This window comes from Candidatus Bathyarchaeota archaeon, from assembly GCA_026014745.1.
Taxonomy (GTDB): Archaea; Thermoproteota; Bathyarchaeia; order Bathyarchaeales; family Bathycorpusculaceae; genus Bathycorpusculum.
In genome coordinates this window covers 513,148-534,472 of the sequence record JAOZHS010000001.1, presented here as the reverse complement: position 1 = coordinate 534,472, position 21,325 = coordinate 513,148, and the positions used below count along the sequence as shown (strand labels likewise).

The 21,325-nt window shown below is 48.1% G+C and carries 19 protein-coding genes; 5 read left to right on the top strand and 14 right to left on the bottom strand.

Going from position 1 to position 21,325, the window contains the following annotated elements; all coding sequences use genetic code 11:
- Nucleotides 1-25: 25 nt before the first annotated feature.
- Entirely contained in the window at nt 26-1,993 is a 1,968-nt protein-coding gene (locus NWE92_02900) for a hypothetical protein (GenBank protein MCW4028582.1), read from the top strand.
- A gap of 61 nt (nt 1,994-2,054) precedes the next feature.
- Here NWE92_02900 and NWE92_02895 read toward each other — a convergent pair whose 3' ends face one another.
- Entirely contained in the window at nt 2,055-2,759 is a 705-nt protein-coding gene (locus tag NWE92_02895; GenBank protein ID MCW4028581.1) for a hypothetical protein, read from the bottom strand.
- Nucleotides 2,760-2,901: 142 nt separating this feature from the next.
- Between NWE92_02895 and NWE92_02890 the strand changes: the two genes are divergently transcribed.
- Complete coding sequence (locus tag NWE92_02890) at nt 2,902-3,750, top strand: HAD family hydrolase (protein ID MCW4028580.1); 849 nt, start codon at nt 2,902-2,904, stop codon at nt 3,748-3,750.
- A gap of 10 nt (nt 3,751-3,760) precedes the next feature.
- Here NWE92_02890 and NWE92_02885 read toward each other — a convergent pair whose 3' ends face one another.
- The 10 genes from NWE92_02885 to NWE92_02840 form a co-directional block, all read right to left on the bottom strand.
- A complete protein-coding gene (locus tag NWE92_02885) occupies nt 3,761-5,026 on the bottom strand; it encodes an isopropylmalate synthase (protein ID MCW4028579.1) in 1,266 nt (421 codons plus the stop codon).
- Between the two features lie 12 nt (nt 5,027-5,038).
- Entirely contained in the window at nt 5,039-6,373 is a 1,335-nt protein-coding gene (locus NWE92_02880) for a hypothetical protein (GenBank protein ID MCW4028578.1), read from the bottom strand.
- Nucleotides 6,374-6,375: 2 nt separating this feature from the next.
- The gene (locus NWE92_02875) at nt 6,376-7,752 is read right to left on the bottom strand and encodes a nitrogenase component I subunit alpha (protein MCW4028577.1); all 1,377 of its coding nucleotides are present in this window, start codon (nt 7,750-7,752) and stop codon (nt 6,376-6,378) included.
- The gene (locus NWE92_02870) at nt 7,753-8,655 is read right to left on the bottom strand and encodes a radical SAM protein (protein MCW4028576.1); all 903 of its coding nucleotides are present in this window, start codon (nt 8,653-8,655) and stop codon (nt 7,753-7,755) included.
- A gap of 11 nt (nt 8,656-8,666) precedes the next feature.
- Nucleotides 8,667-9,485, bottom strand: a complete 819-nt coding sequence (gene nifH, locus NWE92_02865; protein MCW4028575.1) for a nitrogenase iron protein — start codon at nt 9,483-9,485, stop codon at nt 8,667-8,669.
- 263 nt (nt 9,486-9,748) lie between these two features.
- Complete coding sequence (locus tag NWE92_02860) at nt 9,749-10,555, bottom strand: hypothetical protein (protein MCW4028574.1); 807 nt, start codon at nt 10,553-10,555, stop codon at nt 9,749-9,751.
- Between the two features lie 4 nt (nt 10,556-10,559).
- Entirely contained in the window at nt 10,560-12,071 is a 1,512-nt protein-coding gene (locus tag NWE92_02855) for a glutamate synthase-related protein (protein MCW4028573.1), read from the bottom strand.
- A 1-nt stretch (nt 12,072) separates the two neighbouring features.
- Nucleotides 12,073-13,185 carry a glutamine amidotransferase family protein gene (locus NWE92_02850; GenBank protein MCW4028572.1) on the bottom strand — a complete coding sequence of 371 codons (1,113 nt, stop codon included), beginning with the start codon at nt 13,183-13,185 and terminating at the stop codon, nt 12,073-12,075.
- Between the two features lie 2 nt (nt 13,186-13,187).
- The gene (locus NWE92_02845; GenBank protein MCW4028571.1) at nt 13,188-14,471 is read right to left on the bottom strand and encodes an FAD-dependent oxidoreductase; all 1,284 of its coding nucleotides are present in this window, start codon (nt 14,469-14,471) and stop codon (nt 13,188-13,190) included.
- Nucleotides 14,472-14,915, bottom strand: coding sequence for a 4Fe-4S dicluster domain-containing protein (locus NWE92_02840; protein ID MCW4028570.1), 444 nt, complete (start codon nt 14,913-14,915; stop codon nt 14,472-14,474).
- 281 nt (nt 14,916-15,196) lie between these two features.
- On the opposite strand from NWE92_02840, the gene NWE92_02835 reads away from it, so the two are divergent.
- Nucleotides 15,197-16,300, top strand: a complete 1,104-nt coding sequence (locus NWE92_02835; GenBank protein MCW4028569.1) for a phosphate uptake regulator PhoU — start codon at nt 15,197-15,199, stop codon at nt 16,298-16,300.
- A gap of 83 nt (nt 16,301-16,383) precedes the next feature.
- Entirely contained in the window at nt 16,384-17,427 is a 1,044-nt protein-coding gene (locus NWE92_02830; protein ID MCW4028568.1) for a mechanosensitive ion channel family protein, read from the top strand.
- A 6-nt stretch (nt 17,428-17,433) separates the two neighbouring features.
- On the opposite strand, the gene NWE92_02825 is transcribed toward NWE92_02830, so the two are convergent.
- Nucleotides 17,434-17,673 carry a hypothetical protein gene (locus tag NWE92_02825; GenBank protein MCW4028567.1) on the bottom strand — a complete coding sequence of 80 codons (240 nt, stop codon included), beginning with the start codon at nt 17,671-17,673 and terminating at the stop codon, nt 17,434-17,436.
- A 227-nt stretch (nt 17,674-17,900) separates the two neighbouring features.
- On the opposite strand from NWE92_02825, the gene NWE92_02820 reads away from it, so the two are divergent.
- On the top strand, nt 17,901-18,683 hold the full coding sequence (locus tag NWE92_02820; GenBank protein ID MCW4028566.1) for a mechanosensitive ion channel family protein: 783 nt from the start codon (nt 17,901-17,903) through the stop codon (nt 18,681-18,683).
- A 1-nt stretch (nt 18,684) separates the two neighbouring features.
- Here NWE92_02820 and NWE92_02815 read toward each other — a convergent pair whose 3' ends face one another.
- Nucleotides 18,685-19,194: a hypothetical protein gene (locus tag NWE92_02815; protein MCW4028565.1), complete on the bottom strand. Its 510-nt coding sequence runs from the start codon at nt 19,192-19,194 to the stop codon at nt 18,685-18,687.
- 138 nt (nt 19,195-19,332) lie between these two features.
- The gene (gene feoB / locus NWE92_02810) at nt 19,333-21,321 is read right to left on the bottom strand and encodes a ferrous iron transport protein B (protein ID MCW4028564.1); all 1,989 of its coding nucleotides are present in this window, start codon (nt 21,319-21,321) and stop codon (nt 19,333-19,335) included.
- Nucleotides 21,322-21,325: the final 4 nt, after the last annotated feature.

The following is a 21,325-nucleotide window of genomic DNA, read 5'->3' as shown; positions in this document are numbered from 1 at the left end:
TAAAACGAAAGGAGGAAAGGGGAAGGTGAAGGCGGGTCTACGTTTGGGCGCCGTTGCATTGTTTTTGGCTTTTCTAATTTTAATCCCTTGCCTATCCATGAAAGCGCAGGCAAGTGTTAGGGTTTGGCATACGGAGACAGTGTATTCTCAGGGAAACGTTGGACAATATCTTGATTTGGCACTAAGCACATGGGGCTGGCCACGTATTTGCTTCTACGAATCGGATCGAGGTTGCTTATGGTATGCTTCCAAGAATGGTCTTGAGTGGGATTGCGAAATTGTTGATGGATATGTTTGGGATAATGATGATGTCGATGTGGGGGCTTTCTGTTCACTTGCCTTAGATTCGGAATATTCCCCGTGCATCAGTTATGCAGACTCAACAAATCATGAGCTAAAGTACGCCACCATGATTGACGACTCATGGACTCTTAGGGCCATAGACAACGGAAACAAAGATGACCCAGATAAATTCCCCGTTGGCCCGAATTTTGTCGGCACGTACACCTCTTTGGTGTTAGATTCTGACAATCCAAACATGATTTACTATGACTACAGCCGAGGAGACCTAAAATCTACGGTTCAAACTGGATTCACTGACTGGGAATTTTCTGTGGTAGATGAAATCGGTCAAGTTGGCTCTGACTATACCTCTCTAGCAGTTGATGAAGATGGAAACCTCCACGTTTGCTATTATGACTGGGTGAACAAAGACCTAAAGTACGCCGCGAAAGAACAAGGGTTTGACTGGCTAAGCGAGACAGTTGACTCAGAAGGAGACGTCGGCAAATTCTGCTCAATCGCCGTTGACTCTGTAGGTATGGTTCACATGAGTTATTATGACGCTGACCACCAGTGCTTGAAGCATGCATATGGGACCATCGGCGGCTTTAGCGTTGAGACAGTTAATGCTGCATCTGGATTCCTTCACGTAGGAGAATGGACATCCATTGCGATTGATTCCCACAACTATCCCCATATCGCTTACTGCGCGGACGACGGCTTGCATTACGCTAGCTACGACGGCACTTCATGGACAGATGAACATGTGGATACTGTCGGTTACGGCACGTCTCTTGCTCTATATGATGACAGGGCTTGCATTGCTTACTATGACTTTGCCAACGGAGATGTAAAATATGCTTACCAAATGGAATCTGACCCCGAGATTGAAAGCTGCAACATATCAGGAAACCAGCAGGATGCCTTTAGCTTAACCGATACAGGGGTTAACATTAAAGGAACAGGCTTTGCAAACTCAACAACATATCCCCTCCATGTAGTTGTGGATGTCCAAACTTGGTTGAATGGCATGGATATTCCTAAAAGGCTTGAAAACTCATTGGAGAATATCGGCACAAACACAAACGGAGAAATAACACCAACTGTTGTTTGGGACCCAACATTGCCGGGAAAGTTTGACATTATCATTGATGTTAACGGCAATAGTAAGTACGACGCTGGAGTTGATGTTCTGGATGATAATGACGTGCAGACCACAGCAGGGTTTTTCGTTGCTTCGCCCGTTGTTGAGAGTTGCGACGACACAGGTGCACCTAAGAACACCTTTATTCTAAGAGAGAGCAGCAGCGGAGAAGATCAAGAATCGATTTATGTAGTTGGCTCAGGGTTTGCGGCTAACACAGAATATCCAAGTTTCATAGTCAATGATTTTATTTGGACGGACGGGGTGGACATTCCGCCGAGGCTTGAATACTCTACTGAATATGTGGCAACAAATGACGAAGGCTATTTCGACGCGGACGCTTGGTGGCTATGGTTCCCTGATAGGACGGGACAGTTTGACATACTCATAGATGTAAACGACAACGGCAAATATGACGCAGGCATAGACGCGTTAGATACCATGGTTGAAGTCGTTTCCGGAACGTTCGTAGTCCCCGAATACGCTTTTGGTGCACTCATGGCACTCGCGATATGCTTTGGAGCTTTTGTAATACACCAGAAACAGAACTCCCACAGGGCGCGCTGAAGGTTTCGCAGTGCCGCGAAGATTAAAAGCTCCTGACGCCAGTTTTTTTCACCTGTTCTGTTTATTCGTTGATAACTGTTTTTGGCAGAAGCTCTAGTAGCAAAAGTATCAGTTCTTCTCGGCTCGTTAAAATATCTGTTTTCGGCTGCTTGTTTTTGGCTGTGCTTTCTTGGAAGAACTTGTAAGCTAGATCAACCAGTTTGTCTCGAGCTTGCTTTTCTGATATGCGGTAAACTGTCTGTTCAACGGCTTCGCTGAGTGCTTTGGCACAGTTTGCTCGTCCAAGCTTTCTGCCCATGACCATAAAACTGATTTTTGAGGTTACTAATTCGTCGGCTAAAATGTCCTCGAAAAGCGTTAGTTCCCGTATTCGAAAACGGTACTCGTATTGTTGATGAATAAACGAATGTACAAGCATGCGAACTAACAGGTCCTTTAGAGAGGCGGTTGTGTCATTTCTATTCAAAAACAGGTTGACTTCAAGAGGGGACTGCTCACTTAGGAAACTGCTGACGGGGTTTTTAGGGGTCTTCTTATGCAGAAGAACCGTTATGCCAGTCTGTTTAGCTGTCTTGGGGAAAGAGTCGCCGCATAAATCCTCAATTTTCGTCAGGATTTTTGGTCCGTTTTTGTTCCAGACTTTGTCATAATACTCTTTTTTCTTTTTCAGCCACTCGCGGTCGCTTTTTGTTTCACCGCTTCCTATCTTGAAGGTAACAGGCGGAAAATCGTCTATTTCTATCACACCTGTAAGCATGTTATGCATTGATTACATCTAAGTTTTTCTAATATCACGCCCTGCTCCAGTAGCTATTTCGAGGTGTGACAACAGAGAAATATATTGTTTATAGCCGCCTCTATCTATTACAGAATCAAAGTATATACCCGCCGCGGAGACCTAATCAAACATGACATATGCAGCCAAAACCACCCAAAACAAAACGGGGGAAAACAAACCCATCCGCATGCAGCCTCAGCCAGTCATAGACGCAGTCCTCTTTGACCTCTTCGACACGTTAGTCCTAATAGATGACGAACATGAGTCCTACATCCAGAGTCTTAAAAAAACCCACCAGCACCTTACCCATAACGGTTTAAACGCCACTTTTGACGTCTTCAAAAACGCCTTTTTCAAAGCCGTCGATAGCATAGAAAACCAAACAGCCATCTCTCTTGAAGAGCCACATTTCAGCCTATACATCGAGCAAGCATTGACAGTATTGGGCGCAAAACTCAAAGATGAACAATATGTAGTGTTGGATGCAACTGATGAGTTCTCCAAAGAATTCAAACGGCACTTAACCCTCGACCCCCAAGCCCTGGATGTATTGGAGCCGCTCCACAAAAGGTACAAAACAGGTTTAATATCGAACCTTTCCTTTTCAGAATGTGCCTGGGAACTCCTCGACGAATACCAACTCAAAGATTTCCTCGACGTTATCGTGGTCAGCGGAGACATTAACCTACGCAAGCCGCATCCGCAGATTTTCAGCATGGCACTTCGATATTTGAGAGTGAAACCCAACCGAGCCCTGTTTGTAGGCGATACACTCGAAACAGATGTGTTTGGCTCAAAAAAGGCAGGCATGACCTCTGTGCACATCAAGCGTCGACCAAAAACCAACCCGAACATAAAACCACATCTGACAATAACTAGACTCCAACAACTCCTAACCATAGCCAATTACTGCCGCATTGAAAAAACCGGAGAAGCCGCCTTTGAGCAGGGAGAAGTGGATATCGCCTGCCAGCTATAGATACCATCTGCTAGCTGGAGCTAACACAGTGCTCCAAAACTATACAGTCCCGATTAACAGGCGGTTTAGGTTTTTTGTTGAGATTCTCAATTATCTTTTTGAATTCCTCATCACTTAGTGATTTGCGTTTGCCCTTCGCATAGACAGCTTTTATCGTTTGAACACAAGCGGTTAAGGTTTCGTCGGTGGGACATTTTCCGGTTAACTCGATGATTTTGTGTTTGATGATGTTTTTTCCCGATTGCTTCCCCACCGATAAGCGTCTCGTGTTGCCGACGAGTTCGGGTGGGTAGGGCTCGTAGGTCTGGGGGTCAACCAGTACAGCGTAGGTATGGATACCGGATTCGTGTGCGAAGCTGTATTTACCGACGATTGCTACTTTTGCGGGGACGTTGATGCCTGTGACTTCACTGAGGTAATCGGCGGCAGCTTTTAGGTTTTTAAGTTTGTCAGCGTACTTTTTTACGCCGAAGTGCAAATACAGGTTTAGCAGGACTTTTTCTGTTTCAGCGTTGCCTGCCCGTTCTCCGATACCCAGAAGCGTAGTGTTTATGTAGATTTGCTGCCAAAGCCCCGAGGCAGCCGAAACAGCGGCAAGGGTGTTTGCGAGGGCATTGCCTAAGTCGTCGTGGGCATGGATACCGACGGATTTTATGCGAGTTTCAGCTTTTAGTGCGCGTAGTTTCGCGGGGATGCCCATTGGTGAGGGCGCGTATGGTTGGGGCAATCCGATTCCGACAGTGTCGCAGACGCGGTAGCATTCTGCTCCAGCGTCCGCAGCCAAATTTACCAGTCGCTTCTCAAAAGCCCAATCAGCGCGGGTACCATCTTCGCCATGAACAAAAGTACGCAGACCATGCGTTTTTGCAGAATATTCTACCACATCCCCAAAGTCAGAGAGGAGCTGCTCATGGGATTTGTTGGGCCACTTTGCTTTTAAGTGAATTTCTGAAACGGGGTGCGAGATGCCGACTTCTTCAAAGCCCGCGTCGAGGGCACTGTCGATGTCTTGTTTGTTGGTTCGACACCAGCCTGAGACTCGAAGGGGCAGTTTTTTGTTGAGGATTAGTTTGGCTGCTTTTTTGTCGGGTTCTTGAAAATGAAAAAGTTCGAGGCGTTCAGCCCCGACGTTGCAAAGGTGCTCTGCGATTTTGGCGGCATTGTTGGGTTGTACGACTAACCCGGGCATTTGCATACCGTCGCGGAGTGTGGTGTCGTCTATGATGGGGTTGACTTGAAGTTTGGGCAATTTGAAGAAAAAATCGTCCAGCTTCAAGTTCACCTGCTCCTAGTTGTCCCTGATGTCCATTATGGTGTTAACGATTGTGTCGAGGAGTTGTAGGGAGCCGCGGTAGCCCATCATGGTTTTCCTTTGGTAGCCGAAGCGGTCAGCGTTGGGGAATCCTACACGTATCAGAGGGATGTTTTCTTCTTTGGAGATGTATTTGCCTTTGTAGTCGCCGATTATGAGGTCTACTTTGCGTTCTTTGATTTTCTGGCTTAGGTCGTAGAGGTCGCCGCCGACGATTATGTTTTGTTCATCTTCCTTGATGTCGTAGGCTCGTGCAAGATTTTGCATTGCAGTGCCAAATTGCGGGTCCTCAAGGGTGGTTAACACATGTATGGGTTGGATACCTAACTCGAAGAGAAACCTCGTTAACCCAAGCACTTGGTCAGGGTCACCAAACACTGCGGCTTTAGTAGCAAAGGTGATTTGGCTACTGTCAACCAAAGCGTCCACAAGCAAATCGCGCTCGTCGATGAGGCTGTCGGGTGCTTTTTTGCCAGTAAGTCTGGTGATGTTTTTGACGAATGTATCAGTGGCTTCCACGCCTATGGGGGCTTCACCGATAGCAGCAGGTACTCCATGTTTTTCTTGTAGGATGTTGGCTGCGGTTTGCCCTTCATGCTTGCATACGACTAGAGTGCCGCATGAATTGGGGGAATCAGCGATTTCAGATACAGTGGTTCCGCCAGGCGGGAAATGCGGTTTAGGCAGACGAAGAGGCGCGTTGAGTGTTTGGGAAATGTCAGTTAAGTAAATGGCGTCTACGCCCATTTGGGTTAGGATATGTTTGATTTCGAGAACGTCACCGGGGTTTATCATGCCGGGAATGACGTTAAGTTTGCCGTTGGGAATCTTTTTTTCGCCAAGCTGGGTGACCATGGCTTTTAGGGCGTTGTCGTAGCCGACGACGTGGGTGCCAACGTAGCTGGGGGTGTTAATGGTTACGATTTTGGAGCGGCTGGCAAGCTCAGGATTTTCTGCTCTGAAAGCTTTGGCAATACCATGTATGTCGTCGCCTGTGGTTTCGCTAAGGCAGGTGGTTATTACGGTTATGAGTTCAGGGTGCTGGCGTTCGATGATGTTGCCTAACGCGGTTTTGAGATTTGCTGCGCCGCCAAATATCGTGGCTTTTTCGTGAAGTGAGGTGATGGCGACTTCGATGGGTTCGCGGAAGTGACGAGACATGAGGTTGCGCGGATACGTAGAGCAACCCTGTGAGCCATGCACCAAGGGTACGCTACCGTGTACGCCTAGAGTTGCCCAGATGGCGCCGATGGGTTGACACATTTTTGGGGGGTTGATTGTTACGCTTCGGGTTCGGTTAATTACCACCATGTCTATTGCGCTCCTGTGTTGCGTATGAATCGCCATGAAGGCAAGTACATTGCTTTGTACATGTCCCGTGCAAATCTGACTGCGCCCTTAAACGCCATGTAGCCGCCCTTGCTCTCGTAGGTGTGCCCGTTTAGGAAGGGTACGCCGTATTTGTAGGCAAGGTATTTTTCTTTGGTGCCCGCGATGAATATGTCAGGTTTGTATTTGAGCATCATTTCTTCGAATTCGGGTGCGTTGGGGTTATCGATGACAAGCGTGCCGTTTTTGACGCGGCGAACGATTTTTTCGTAGTCATCTTCGTGACCAAAAGTGGTTGCAACTACCTTTACGTCCATGCCCAGTTCCTCCATGAATTTGGGCCAGTGCCAACTGCGGGGTCCACCTTGGTATATCATGGCGGTTTTGCCTTGGAATTTTTGGCGGTAGAACTCCATTTCCTCTTTGATTTCAGAGAGTTCTTTGGCTATGACTTCTTCAGCTTTGGCTTCTAACCCAAAAAACTTGGCGACTAAACGCAGGTCATCGGCGGTTTGCTGTATTCCATAGAGGTCAACTTCGACGAAGGGTGTCCCGTATTTGTCTTTCATCATATCCGCGATGTACTTGGCGGAGCGGGCGCATCGGATAACGTTGAGTTTTGCGGCATGCATTTTGGCGATGTCATGGATTGAGCAGTCACCAGTAAAGGTGCACAGTACACGTAAGCCGACGGCTTCAAGCAGGGGTAGGATGAGCCAGTCGTCGCCTCGGATGTTGTATTCGCCGACGAGGTTGATGTCATAGGTGGTTTTCTCTGCGGGTTCTTCGGTGCCGACTATGCGGTTAAAGAGAACCTCGTTGCCTACGTGGTGGCCTAGGCTTTGGCTTACGCCGCGGAAACCTGGGCAACTGAAGGCTACGACGGGTTTGCCTATGGCTTTGGTTGCGCGTTTCGCCACGGCGTCCATGTCGTCGCCTATGAGTCCTGCCACGCAGGTCGCGTAGACAAATACGCCTTGGGCGTCGGGGAAGGCTTTGCTGGCTTCTATGATGGAGTCGTAGAGTTTTTTTTCTCCTCCAAATACGATGTTGGGTTCGCGGAGATCTGTGGAGAATACGTTGGCTAACTGGAAGTTTGTGCCTGTCGCAACGTGGGGTCGCGCATCCCAAGGATAATAGCAGCAGCCGATGGGACCATGCTGAAGTTGGATAACATCTTTTACTGGTCCGCCCACCACCCCTCGGCAGCCTGCGTAGGTGCATCCGCGTTCGGTCATGTCTCCGGGGATGGTTGCTATGTTGCAGGCGGGGATGGTGAAAGGGTCACGGATGTCTTTTAGGTAAATGTGTTTTTGTCTTTCAGGAACTTTCTTATCACACTCAGGAAGAATTAGGGGCATTTAGGGCACCTCAGTTTTTTGTTCGGTTCGTTGAAAAGCTGTAAAGCGTTTTCCACAGCTTTCCTCGCTTGGGACACCCACAGCGTCTGCTCTGCATTGGACACAGTTATGGAACTGCACCATCACATCTCCGCATGCGTAGCGTAGAGCTTTGACTTCCTCCATCGCGGGTGCTTTAATATTGGCGAATTTGCCCTGAGGAATAAGCGGCATGATGTTGTGGATGTATGCGCCTAAGTCGCGGGCTATCTTTGCTACCTCAACGAGGTGCTCGGAGTTTACACCGGGGATATAGACAGAGTTTACTTTGACCACGATACCTGCTTTTGCAGCAGCATAGAGTCCTTCAAGTTGGTTTTGGCTGAGAACCTCAAAGGCTTCTTTGCCACGCAACGTTTGATTATTGTATTGCACAAAAGAGTAGATTTTTTTGCCTACGTCAGCGTCAACGGCGTTGATGGTTACGGTTAATGCGGTTACTCCGACTGATTTTAGAGCACCGACTTTTTGAGGCAACAATAACCCGTTAGTGGATACACAGCGGTGCAGGTGGGGGAATTCTTCTTGGACAAGCTGAAGGGTCTCGAAGGTAACGTCGCTTGTTAGGGGGTCTCCGGGTCCAGAGATGCCCACTACTCGTAGGCGGGGGTCACTTTTTGCTGCTTGACGAACTCTTTCGATGGCTTCTTGTGCGGTTAAGATTTTGCTGGTTACGCCTGGTCGGTTCTCGTTGACGCAGTCGTATTTTCGGACGCAGTAGTTGCAGCCTATGTTGCATCCTGAAACAACGGGAAGGTGAACTCTGCCAAATTTGAAGTGGGCATCTGCACCATAGCAGGGGTGTTCCCGCACTAGTTTGGTGCAGCGTGTCCGCTGTATTTCGGGTTGGGCGTAACTTAGCATAGAAAATCCACCTAATCGGATATACCGAATTCCCGCATCAGGTTTTCGAGTTCATCTATAGTGATGGGGTTTGGAACCGTGAATTCTGTGTTGAAGGTAATTTTTCTGGCGACACTTCGATAAACGTCTGCCTGTGTAGAGTAGGGGTCGTAGTCTATGACCGTTTTTCGGTTAATTTCTGCGCGTTGAACGATGTTGTCTCTTGGGATGAATTGGATGAGTTTGCTGTTGATTTTTCTGGCGAATTGTGCAACTAGGGCTTCTTCGTTTTCGCATTTGCGTGAGTTGCATATTATTCCGCCTAATCTTGTGTGTCCTGCTTCAGCAAATTTTTTGATGCCTTTGCAGATGTTGTTGGCTGCATAAAGCGCCATGTATTCGCCTGAGGCGACTATGTAGATTTCTTGGGCATAGCCCTCTCTAATGGGCATAGCAAATCCACCGCATACCACATCTCCGAGCACATCGTAGAATACGAAGTCTAAGTCTTCTTTGTACATGTTTAAGTCGTGGAGTGTCTGGATGCTTGTGATTATGCCTCTGCCACCGCAGCCGACTCCGGGTTCGGGGCCGCCTGATTCGACGCAGGTAACGTTGCCGTAGCCTTGGGTGCTGATCATTTCGGGTGTGCATTCGCCGCCGCCGTCGCGTAGGATGTCTAGGACGGTGGGTTGGCGTTTGCCGTGGAGTAGTAGGCGTGTGCAGTCTGCTTTGGGGTCACAGCCCAGCAGGAGGACTTTTTTGCCCATCTCGGCTAGTGCTGCGACGGAGTTTTGGGTTGTGGTGCTTTTTCCTATGCCACCTTTTCCGTATATTGCGATTTGTCTCATGGTTGTTTTCCTCGCATTTGCTATTGCATATTGGCGGAGTTTAAAAAAGGATTTTGTGAATTCTTCACAACTGTTCATAATTAATAAACAATAATAAATACGCATCCAGGTTTTATTATCATAGCTAAACATATAACCAGTAAAAACAAAATAGTCTGGACATGTGTAAAAACACGTCGAAAAACTAGTTTAGAAATTAAACTAAAACCAATAACACTAACGAACCACTAAACAGAAAAGAGAAAAATAAAAGAAATAACGCCCTAATGCGAAAACAGTTTCGCGTAGGGTCGACTGGAGAGCGGCAGGATTTTTAGGAATTTACCTGCAAGGATAGCTTTGGGGTCGCCGCCGAAATGGCTACAGTACTGATTAACTAAGCCCTCGATGACTTGCATGTCACGTTTGCCGACGGGCAAGGTTTTGGTGCCTGCAACCGGTCGAAGCATATCGCCGCGCTCATAGATGACGCCGCCATGCATACCTGTAGCTACAAATCGAGCTTTGCACTGTTCACAGTCCCCAAGATTGAGACCCAACAACAAGATAATTCCGCCTGCCATGTACTCAGCTAGGAAGTCGCCTGCAGTTTCGCCGATGACGATTGTGGGGACTTTGTTTTTGTATTCTTTCATGTGGATACCTACGCGGTACCCGACGTAATCTTTGACGAAGATTCTGCCGCCCCGCATGGAGTTGCCTGTGACGTCGCCTGCGTGTCCGTGGATGATGATTTCGCCTTCGTTCATGGTGTTGCCGCAGCCGTCCTGTGCGTTACCATAAACGGTGATTTTGGGACCGTTAAGGAAAGCGCCTAAGTCGTTGCCGGGAGTACCGTAGATGTCTATTTGGAGTTTGGTGGCGAGGTCTGTGCCTATGTAGCGTTGGCCACATACGTTGAGGAGCTCAAGTTTTTCTATGCCGTCCGCTTGTATGAGTTGGCGGAGTAGGCAGTTGAGTTCTTTGTAGTAGAGTCCTTCAGCGTCGACTTTGACGGTGGTGCCGAATCTGGCTATTCGTGCTTCATATTTGGGGTCGATTGGTTGAGGGGTTGTGTTTTGGGATTGCATCTGTTTATTCTCCTGCCATTTTAACGCCCAAGATTTCAAGCTCAGTCTTGGTTAAACCGACAGCACGCAGCGCCAATCGGTTGCCGCGTAGGCTCTCTATGGCGTTGATGCCCATGCCGCCCATCATGTCTTTGATTTCGACGCTCCAGCTATGCAGGAGGTTGATGAGCCGCGTGGATGCGATGTCGGGGTTAATACGTTTGCTAATCCAAGGGTCACTAGTAGCGATGCCCCAAGGACATTTACCAGTAAAGCAACGTTGACAAACTGTACAGCCCATTGCGATGAGTGCTGCGGTACCGATGTAGACTGCATCAGCTCCTAATGCTATGGCTTTAACTACGTCGCCTGCGCTTCGGATGCCGCCTGCTACCACTACGCCTGCGTGGTTGCGGATACCTTCTTGTCGGAGACGCTGGTCAATCTGTGCTAAGGCTAGTTCGATGGGGATGCCGACGTTGTCTCGGATGACTTTGGGTGCTGCGCCGGTTGCGCCGCGGACGCCGTCGACGGCGATTATGTCTGCGCCTGCTCGAACCATGCCGCTTGCGATGGCGGGGGCGTTGTGGACCGCTGCGATTTTTACTGAAATGGGTTTGGTGTAGTTGGTGGCTTCTTTGAGGGCATAGATTAGTTGTCTTAGGTCTTCGATTGAGTAGATGTCGTGTTGCGGGTAGGGTGAGAGTGCGTCGCTGCCTGTTGGAATCATGCGGGTTTTTGCGACGGGGTCGGTTACTTTTTCGCCAGGTAAGTGTCCGCCGATGCCGGGTTTTGCGCCTTGCCCAATCTTAATCTCAACAGCTGCACCTGTATCGAGGTATTCTGGGTGGACACCGAATCGGCCTGACGCCACCTGCACGATGGTGTGGTCGCCGTATTGATAGAGGCTTTTATCTAAGCCGCCTTCGCCAGTGTTCCAGTAGGTGCCGCATTCAGTGGCTGCTCGAGCGAGAGCTGTGTGGACGTTGAGGCTAATCGCGCCATAGGACATCGCAGAGAACATAATTGGCGTATCGAGGCATAACTGGGGGGTTAGCTGTGTTTTGAGGACTACCTCGCCGTTTTCTTTTGCTACTTCAAGTTTGTCTGGTTTTGCGCCGAGGTAGGTGCGTATTTCCATGGGTTCACGTAAGGGGTCGATGGAGGGGTTGGTGACTTGGCTGGCGTTTAGGAGTAGGCGGTCCCAGTAGGTGAAGGCGGGTTTGTCGTTGCCCATACCGGTGATGATGACAGCGCCGTTTTCAGCCTGTTTTTTGATATCGCGGATTGCCTCCATGTTCCAGTTGGCGTTTTCGCGGCTGGCGTTAGGGTTCTTTTTTATTGTTAAAGCATGCGTGGGACAGAATGTAACGCAGCGTTGACAGTTAACACAGTTCTCGTCTTTGCTAGACATCATATCGGTTTCTTCGTCGTAGAAGTGGGTATCATATGTGCATTGGTTAACGCAAACTTTACAGCGTATGCAACGTTTCGTGTCGCGTTCCACTAGGTATTCAGGTTGGACGTAAGTTTTCATTTTAGAGCTCTCCTTTGAAATTTTTTAGTCTGCATACTACGGGTTCGCCGCCTCTGGGCGCCCAGAACTTGTCGAGTTGGGGTGAAACTAAGCGTATTGCGGCTTCTTCGGATGAGATGAACTGGAAATCGCCGCGTGTACCTGCAACCATTGGGCGGAGTTTTATGCGGTCACCTAACCCAATCATTTCGCCATGATGAGCGATGACGATGCCGAAGGGTCCGTTCATGAGTAGGCTGCCGTAGGTTTGGCGGAGTGCCGTGAGCAGTTGGGCTTCTGGGGGTTTTAGATTTTCGATTTCTTCCCAGAGCGGTGACGCAAAGATTTGCGAGACTAAGCTCATGGGTAAGTGTTGTCTGCGCATGAGTAGGTCGACGGCGTAGGCGAGGACTTCGGTGTCGGTTTGCATTGTGCATTTGTACCCATACATTTCGAGGAAGCGGCGGTTTATTCCGTAGCTGGAGAGTTCACCGTTGTGGACGACAGTCCAGTCTAAGATGTTAAATGGATGCGCACCGCCCCACCAACCAGGAGTGTTAGTTGGAAAGCGACTATGGCAACTCCAGAGGTAGCCCTGGTAGTCTTCAAGACAGAAGAACTCTGCAATGTCCTCGGGAAAACCCACGCCTTTAAAGACACCCATGTCTTTACCGCTGGAGAAAATGAAAGCCTTGCCAGTTTCCGTGTTGACCCGCATGACAGCTTCTATTACATAGTCCTCTTCACTTTGCCCTTCTGGACGACGTTTTTTGGGTTCCACGAAGTAACGCCAAACCAGCGGTGGGTCACGAACATCGGCAGGTTTAGTCTGCATCTCCTCATCGTAGACTATGTCAAACTTGGAGGCAAGGATGCGGTCCGTTTTTTCTTTAGCGTCTTTACTGAGGTACATGACATGGAAAGCGTAGTAGTCTTTGAACTGCGGGTAAATACCGTAGACTGCGAAGCCTCCGCCGAGTCCGTTGCCGCGGTCATGCATGTTTGCCATGGCACGCACAGGGTCCTTGCTGCCAAAGCGTTTGCCTTCGGTGTTCATCATGGCGAATATGCCGCAGGCTGCGAAGTCTTTGTCGTCGCCGTAGGGGTTTATTATTTTTCTATCGTCTTGGTCCATGTTTATTGCACCACACTCATTTTCTTTACCAGACTCGAGGGCAATACGGCTAAGCCGAAGTCGTCTCGGAGCAGGTCTTGCTTGAATTTCTTTACGTTTATTTGTTTCTTCATTAAATTAAAGAAAATACCTGCACGGTCAATGCAGTTAACAAAGGTCATGCCCACGATCACGTTATCTTTAAGCACCAACTTTCGGTAAGCATTGTGTACCTCGTCAAGTTTGCTGATCACTTCAACGGTTGTGTCGTCGGGTTTGGGGTTGGCGTTGCCTATGGAGACCAGTGGGATACCGAAGTACTTGAGGCTGCTCATGTTGGTGCCGCCCGCGTAGGTGGCTTTCTGACCTGCCATGTTAGCGCCTGCAACCTTACCTTCCAGAACTGCCAGTGGCCAAAGCGGCAAGAGACGGTTTTGATTTAAGATGAAGTCGTAGGCTTCAGCAACGTCACCGCTGGCGTACACATCGGGAAGGCTGGTTTGCATGGTGCTGTCGACAACTATGCCGCGGTTAACTTTGACAGCTGACCCAGCGACGAGTTCTGTTCGGGGTATGACGCCGATGGCGCATATTACGAGGTCGCAGGGAATCTGAGTGCCCTTGGTGGTTATGACTCCGCCGACAACTGCGTCGTTGTCGGGTGTGCCGATGATTTTCTGGACAGATTGACCGGTGGCAAAGTCTACGCCTGCCTTGCGGATTACAGCTTCTACCATATCTGATGCTTTTGCGTCTAAGAGTAAACTTAAGATTTTCTCTTGTAACTCCACCACGGTTACCTTTATGCCCCGTTTGGTGAGGGCTTCAGTGACGCTAATCCCAATCAAGCCAGCACCGATGACTACGGCAGATTTTGCGTGGATTGCGTCGATTTTTGCTGCAAGGCTTTGAGCATCTGCCATGGTGGTAAAAGTGAAGACACCATCTTTTTCTTGGCCCTCCATCTTGGGAACGAAGGGTTTACCGCCAGTGGCAAGCAAAAGCTTCTCGTAGATGACTTTTTCTCCGCCGTCTAAGCTGAGGGTTTTCTCGGCAAGGTTGAGGGCGGTAACTTTTTTGTTGATTAAGACTTCGGCGTTATATGCTTTGAAGAAGTCATCAGTTTTACATTTCATTTTCTGAACGTCAGCTTTGCCGCTTACGTAGTCGCTTATCATAGGTCGACTGTAGTAGGCACAGGCTTCTTCAGTGATAACTGTGATTGCGCCAGTTGAGTCAATTTCGCGGATGGCTTCAACTGCTCCTACGCCTGCTGCTGAAGCGCCCACAATGACATATTTTGCCATCTAGGGTTTCACCTCTTTGAAGATGAGAGCCTCGTTAGGACAATTGGCGACGCATGCGGGTTTGTCAAATCCCTGGCAAAGGTCGCATTTGGCGATGACGTGCCCTTCTTTATCCATCTTTATGGCGCCATAGGGGCAAATCATGACACAGGTCCAGCAACCCATGCATTTGTCTTTGTTGTGGATTACTTCGCCTGTTTTGGGGTCTTTGGTCATGGCGCCTGCTAGGCATGCGGTGACACAGGGGGCGTCGTCGCAGTGGCGGCATTGGATGGCGAATGATACGGGTTTGTTGCGTTCAACGCGGACGCGACTGATGGGTCTAGGGCGTTCGCTGTTGTAGGCTTTGATTATGTCCTTTGATTTGGAGTGCTGCACGGTGCAGTATACTTCGCAGAGTCCACAGCCTATGCAGTTTTCTTGAATGGCAATAATTTTTTTCATGTTTGTGTGCCTTCTTGACGTTTTTTTGTCTTTAGCGGGGGCATGTGATCATTTGTACGTGAAGTTCCACGTCATTTGTGCATAAAATGCCCTTGCTTGTAGTTGTTTGGCTAGTTTTTTTAATTATTATTCTACATGTGTTTAACGGCATTTTATCACCTAGTTCCATAGGAATTGCCCTCCACATGTCACATACTCTATATAACCATGTCGCTAATCATTTATATTGCACTTAATGAAATATGTTACATAAATGAATCATTTATCAAAGGTGCGTTGATATGGCAGAAAAAGACCTTGGATATAGACGCGTCCAATGCACAGGCAGAGGCTCCTACATAATATCCCTCCCAAAAGAATGGGTCGAAGACCTAGAATTAAACAGGGGCAGCGAAATAGCCTTCAACCTCCAACCCGACTCCAAACTAACCTTAGTCCCCCGCAAACTCCTCGAAAAAGAAGGCCACAGCGACCTCGCAAAACCCAAAGAATACCTCGTAAACGTAGACACCAAAGAGCCCACCCAATCCGCACTACGCATGATACGCGCACTATACGCCATTGGCGCCGACATCATCCGAGTCCGATTCAAAAACGCACCCGACACCACCAAATACAAAAACGAGATCAAAAACCTCGCCCGCGACAAATTTTTAGGCTCCGAAATTATCGACGAGACCCAAGACGAAATCACTCTCCAAATCCTAATAAAACACAGCGAGTTCCCCATTGAAAAAGCCGTTCGCCGCATGGCCATCGTAGCCTTAGCAGCCAATCGAGACGCCATCGCAGCCCTCAAAGACCGCAGCGACGTACTCTTTGACAGCGTAATAAATGCCCACAATGACGTCAACCGCCTAGGCCTCTACATCGTACGGCAACTCAAGCACGGCATCGAACGTAACCTCTTTCGCGAATTGGGTTTCCGAACACCAAAAGAGTTTCTGCTATATCGTATAGCCGTGAACGACATTGAAAGCATCGCCCAAAACGCTATGAACATTATCCACAACTTGGGCACTCTGCAAAAGCTAATCGATGACCAAACCCTCTTCATCAAGGACCCCCTCGATGAAGAAATATACAATCAGCTCGTGGCTTTTAGCGGCCAAGCGCACCAACTCTACGATGACTCCATCAAAGCCCTCTTCAAGCGCGACTATAAAGACGCGGAGAAACTAATCTCTAAACGTGAGGATCTGGTGTCGCTTGAAAATGAGATTATTCTGCTGATGTCTAGCAAAAAACTTGACCCCAACATCGTTTCGGTGTTGCGGTTGATTTTTGACAGTTCCCGTCGCATCATGGATTACAGCCGCAGCATGGCCGAACTCACATTAAACCGCACTGTTGAAGAATTATGCTCAACCCTCACCTACAAATAACCTCTTTTTTAGGCGTTAATCGGCAATTAATCTGCAAGACTTAAATTTCGCCAAAAGAATTATCGCTGAGGGCTATCATCCGATTGCAGAAACAACAGAAGAGAAAATACGCTAATCGCGCCGTCATAATCGGAAGCTATCTAGGTTGGTTAGCAATCCGAGTTGGCGTGATTATTGTTATGCTTGTTCTGCTGGAGTCGATTTACCGTTTTGGAGGCTTGTCCGTTTTTGGCGACGAAGAACTCCAACTTCTCATTTACGGCACCCTTCAGAAAATAGTTTTCTCATTCATAGTCTGGTTCTTTTTGGCTGCCGCAAAGAAATTGATAATCCCCATAACCATCCTGAGCGTTTCTCCTGCTTTGGGAAAAATCGTCCGCGACGGAAGCACCCGCCAAAAAACCAACAAAACCATAACCCAATACCTAACCTACCTTGTCTACCTCATCGTAATAATTGCGCTCATTTTGATTTGGGCTTACTCATCAATTGTCTCTTGGATTTCCAACCTGCTCGGAACTGGCTTGATTGTTGCTTTAACGTTTGTTTTAGGCTTGTTTACATCCAGCGTTTTGGGTAACGTTCTAGCGTACACCATTCTGGGCGGTACAAGCGAATTTAAGGAGGGTGACCGCGTCCAAATCGGCGACACATATGGAGACATTGTTGAAGTCGGCGTGTTTTTCACCCGTGTCAAAACCATAAAAGACGAAATCGTAAGTATCCCCAACCTAACGGTTATGAGTAAAGAAATCCGAAACTTTAGCGCCCTCAAAGAAGTTCTAATCTATGTTCCATTCACTTTAGGCTACGACGTCGACAAGGACCTTGCCCAAAAACTACTCATTGACAGCGCCCAAAAAACCCCCGGCGTCCTACTTGTGCCGGGCAAAATGCCCTTTGTCCTACTGCGGGACCTTGGTAACTATGCCATAACCTACGAAATCAACGCGTACACCAACGAATCCAACCGACTCATCCAAATAAAAAGCGACCTAATCAACAATATCCTCACGGAATTCAAGTTAGCAGGAGTCGAAATAATGTCACCAACACATATTGCCATGCGAGAATCCCAAAACACTGTTAAGACACCCAAATACCTTAGCAACTTAAATGAACCCTAAAGAGACCTAAATGTCGGACGGTTGCTTAATCCAAACCTTCACGTTATTCTGAACCTTTATTCTGCCCTCATTTTGCATGAGCGTAATCTGTGTTTTTATCTGCCGTGGGTCAGTGGTGTGGAATTCTTTCTTTATAGCATCCTCAAGTTTGGGGATGTTAATGTGCTCAACGGAGCCCACGATGTTCCAAAAGTAAGCCTGCACCAGGGCACGCTTCTTTGCTTCCGCATCTGAAGGTTTACTCATAGGCACTACCTTGCGCAGTAGGGTAGTTCGTTTCTTTCTTTGTGGTATTCTACGCATTTTTGGCAGTTGCTATGGTGGGGACACTTTTTTTCTGGGCAAGGACAATGGGGAGCTAAATCTGGCATACCCAATCACACTCCGCACACGATATAACTGTTACTTGAATTGCTATCATGTAGGAAAACTATAGAAATCTCCTTACGCTCACTAATCAAGAGTGACTTAACTTGGCAGCTATCATAGGTTCACTAAAAAAGCTCTTCGTATTTTTAATGTTCATAGTTATCTTAGCCGTCTGCACCGTTTTGGTGTTTGGTCTCTTTGCAACAGGACCCATAAACCTGCCAACCTTCCTCAAACAGTTAGGCGACCTCATAATCGTCTTCGTGTTTGGCATAGCCGCCATTTTCCTTTTAGCGCGCTCAAAAACGCTTCTAACGCCCCACATTGGCATACAAGCAGCAACCATAATCCAATTCTTTCTCTTAGCCATAGCAGGAGTGATCCTTAGCTTTGTTGTCTTAGGCATATTTGGCGTCCCAATATCTACGCTTTTAACCAGTGCAGGCATCATATCAGTCACGGTCGGCTTAATCATATCCACCTTCGTCGGCGGCATACTCTCTGGCGCCTTAGTCTTCACCACATACCAATTCAAAATCGGCGACGACGTTATGGTCAACAATATGCCCGGTAAAGTCACCGACATGTCTGCACTGGTTATGCGCATCCGCACCGACGTGGGACAAATCACAATCCCCAACAGCGCCATAGCCAACGGCGGCGTCATCGTCACTGCCGTCCGCAAACCCGAACCGCAACAAGAAACCCGACTCCACTACACCGTAGGCGACCGCGTCATCACTTCCTACCGCAATGAAGAAGGAATCGTCAAAGAAGTCACCGCATACCACACAATAATACAGCTGGATTCAGGCAAAGAAATCGAGTTCCTCAACACCAGCGTCCTCTCAGGCACCGTTGCAATTGCGAAAATAAAAACCCAATAGCCTAAATGATAGAGATTCCATGCAGGATATGGACAATTATCACAGCATAAAACATCAAGGCAAACGCTGCATGAAGAAATATCTCTTGCTTAAAATATTGTTTTGGCACTCCGAGGTATCTAAGCAGCCCAGTAGAGACCAAAAGTATCATCGTTGCATACAGTAATATTCCCGTTCCTAACTCGGGATACGCTGTGGCGGGTCGGGTTACTTGCTGAGAAAAATGAATTGACACCAAAATAACCGCAATCAGATTGCCTATCATGTGAATTTTTAGCATTGTTGTGTAATGGGTTGGTGCTTTGCGTTTGATAATGGGTTGTATGGGTGAAGCAACGATGAGGTATATCGTTCCAATCCAAGCAAACCAGTGAGTTAAGGAATTAGTTGCTCCAAACACAGTATAATAAACGAAGGGAAAACGATAAACCCGCAAAAAAATAATCGCTACAAAGGCAATTATTATTGCAATTAATAATGTAACAACTATCAAAACGGGCAACTTCCCCATATTTGTCGCCTCAAAAACCGAATAATTACTAGTGGAGATGCTGTTTAAGTCTTTCTTAAGGTGATTTAGAAGTACTCAAACTTTTAGCTTCGTTATCAAAAGCTTTCTCGATACCCATTTTTTTTAAAAAAAAAGAAACTAGAAAAATAGTGAGAGCAGCCGATAGGCTAAGCCGCCTACTAAGAGCGCGGCGCCTATGTTGGCTGCGGTTATTACTGCTGTGGCTTTCCACCCGAATTCTTTGCCCAAAATCGCCACTGTCGAGACGCAGGGGATGTAGAGCATCGCCACAAGCGCCATCACCACCAACTGCACAGGCGAAAAGCCCACAAGCAAATTCGTAGTGCCCAAGATTGCCACAGCGCCCACCAGTATGAGTTCCTTGCGGACAGTGCCCAAGATGAGCAGTACACCTGCCATGGCGGGTAAACCTAGCCACCACACCGTGAGCGGTATCATTGCGTCACTGATTGGCGTCAATATGTTGGTTACGTAGAGGGCTTGGATGAGCGCGCTGCCGACGATGTAGATGGGGAACACGACTAAGATTAGGGATTTGGTTCGCGCCCAAGTCTGCTTCGCAACGACTTTTAGGGAGGGCCGTTTGAAGCTGCTCATCTCCATGATTAAGCCTGTGGATTTACCGGGCACGGCTTTCATGGCGATTCTACCCAAAAGGAATATGATGGCTATGTCGACGACGTAGAGCAGCAGCGCCCATTGGATGCCAACGAAGAGGCCAACCATGCCGAAGAGGATGATGGTTCGTGCTGAGCAGGGGGCAAAGGTGATGGCAAACGCAGCCAGCAGCCGTTCACGTCGGGTTTCCATGATTTTGCAGCTATGAATAGCGGGTACGTTGCAGCCGTAGCCTAAGATTATGGGGATGAGGGCTTTGCCGTGTAACCCGATTTTGTGCATCGCACTATCCATCATAAACGCGACGCGGGTTAGAAGCCCCGAATCCTCTATGAAGGCTAGCAGCAGATAGAAGGGGATTACGAAGGGAATGATCAGCGTTAAACCCGCAGCGATGCCACCCCAGAGCCCATTAACTATTATACTAAGAATGGGCTGCGACATCGACAGTGCGGGGTCAGTGGGGGTTATGATGCTTAACGCTGAAGCAATCAACGTTGATAGCCAGTTACCCACAAAGAATGTCCAAAGCAGCAAACCACCGATGACTCCTACAGCGGTGACGTAGCCAAAGATTTTGTGAGTAGTGAACCATTCCAGCTTATCAGAGAAGGTGTTCCAGATTTCGCTTTGCTGCAACGACGAAGCCGCAATGGAGCTTGCCAACGCATACCGCTCGGATGCAATCACGGAGAAGCAGGGTTCCTGGCAGGTACTTTGAAGCTCCTGTGCAATCACTTTAGCTGAATCTACGACTGCGGGGGATTTGGCGGCGACGATTTTTTTGATTTCAGTGTCGCCCTCAAGCAGCTTAATCGCTAGCCAACGTGCAGGATACTGCAAGTCGAGGTTTTCTTTTTCGATTAGTTTTTGAAGTTTTTCTATGTGGTCTTCGAGGTCTTTTCGGTATTTGAGTTGTTTTGGTTTGGGTTTGTGGACGGCGACTTTTACGGCTTCACGGACTACTTCGTAGATGCCTTCTCCACGGGTAGCCGTTGCAAAAACTACGGGGATGCCTAGGGCGTGTTCGAGTTTTTCTTTGTCGATGATTATGCCTTTGCTTTTTGCTACGTCAATTTGGTTGAGACACAACACCAGCGGCGCATTCATCTCTAACAGTTGCAGGGTGAAGAAGAGGTTGCGTTCCAAAACCGAAGCATCAACCACGTTGATTACGGCGTCGGGTTTTTCTAAGGCGATGTAGTCGCGTGATACCAGTTCCTCCATGGAGAATGTGGAGAAGGAGTATATGCCGGGTAAGTCAATGATTTTGATTTCGTAGCCTTCAAAGCTCAGGGTGCCTTCGGCGCGGTCCACGGTTTTGCCAGGCCAGTTACCGATGATTTGGTTGGAGCCAGTGAGCTGGTTGAATATGACGCTTTTGCCGACGTTAGCGTTCCCTGCCAAAGCAAACGTCAATTTTTTGCCGTTGCTTTGCTTATTGTTGCATACTTCACCGTTGCCATTTTGTTCTACATCACAGGACATAAGC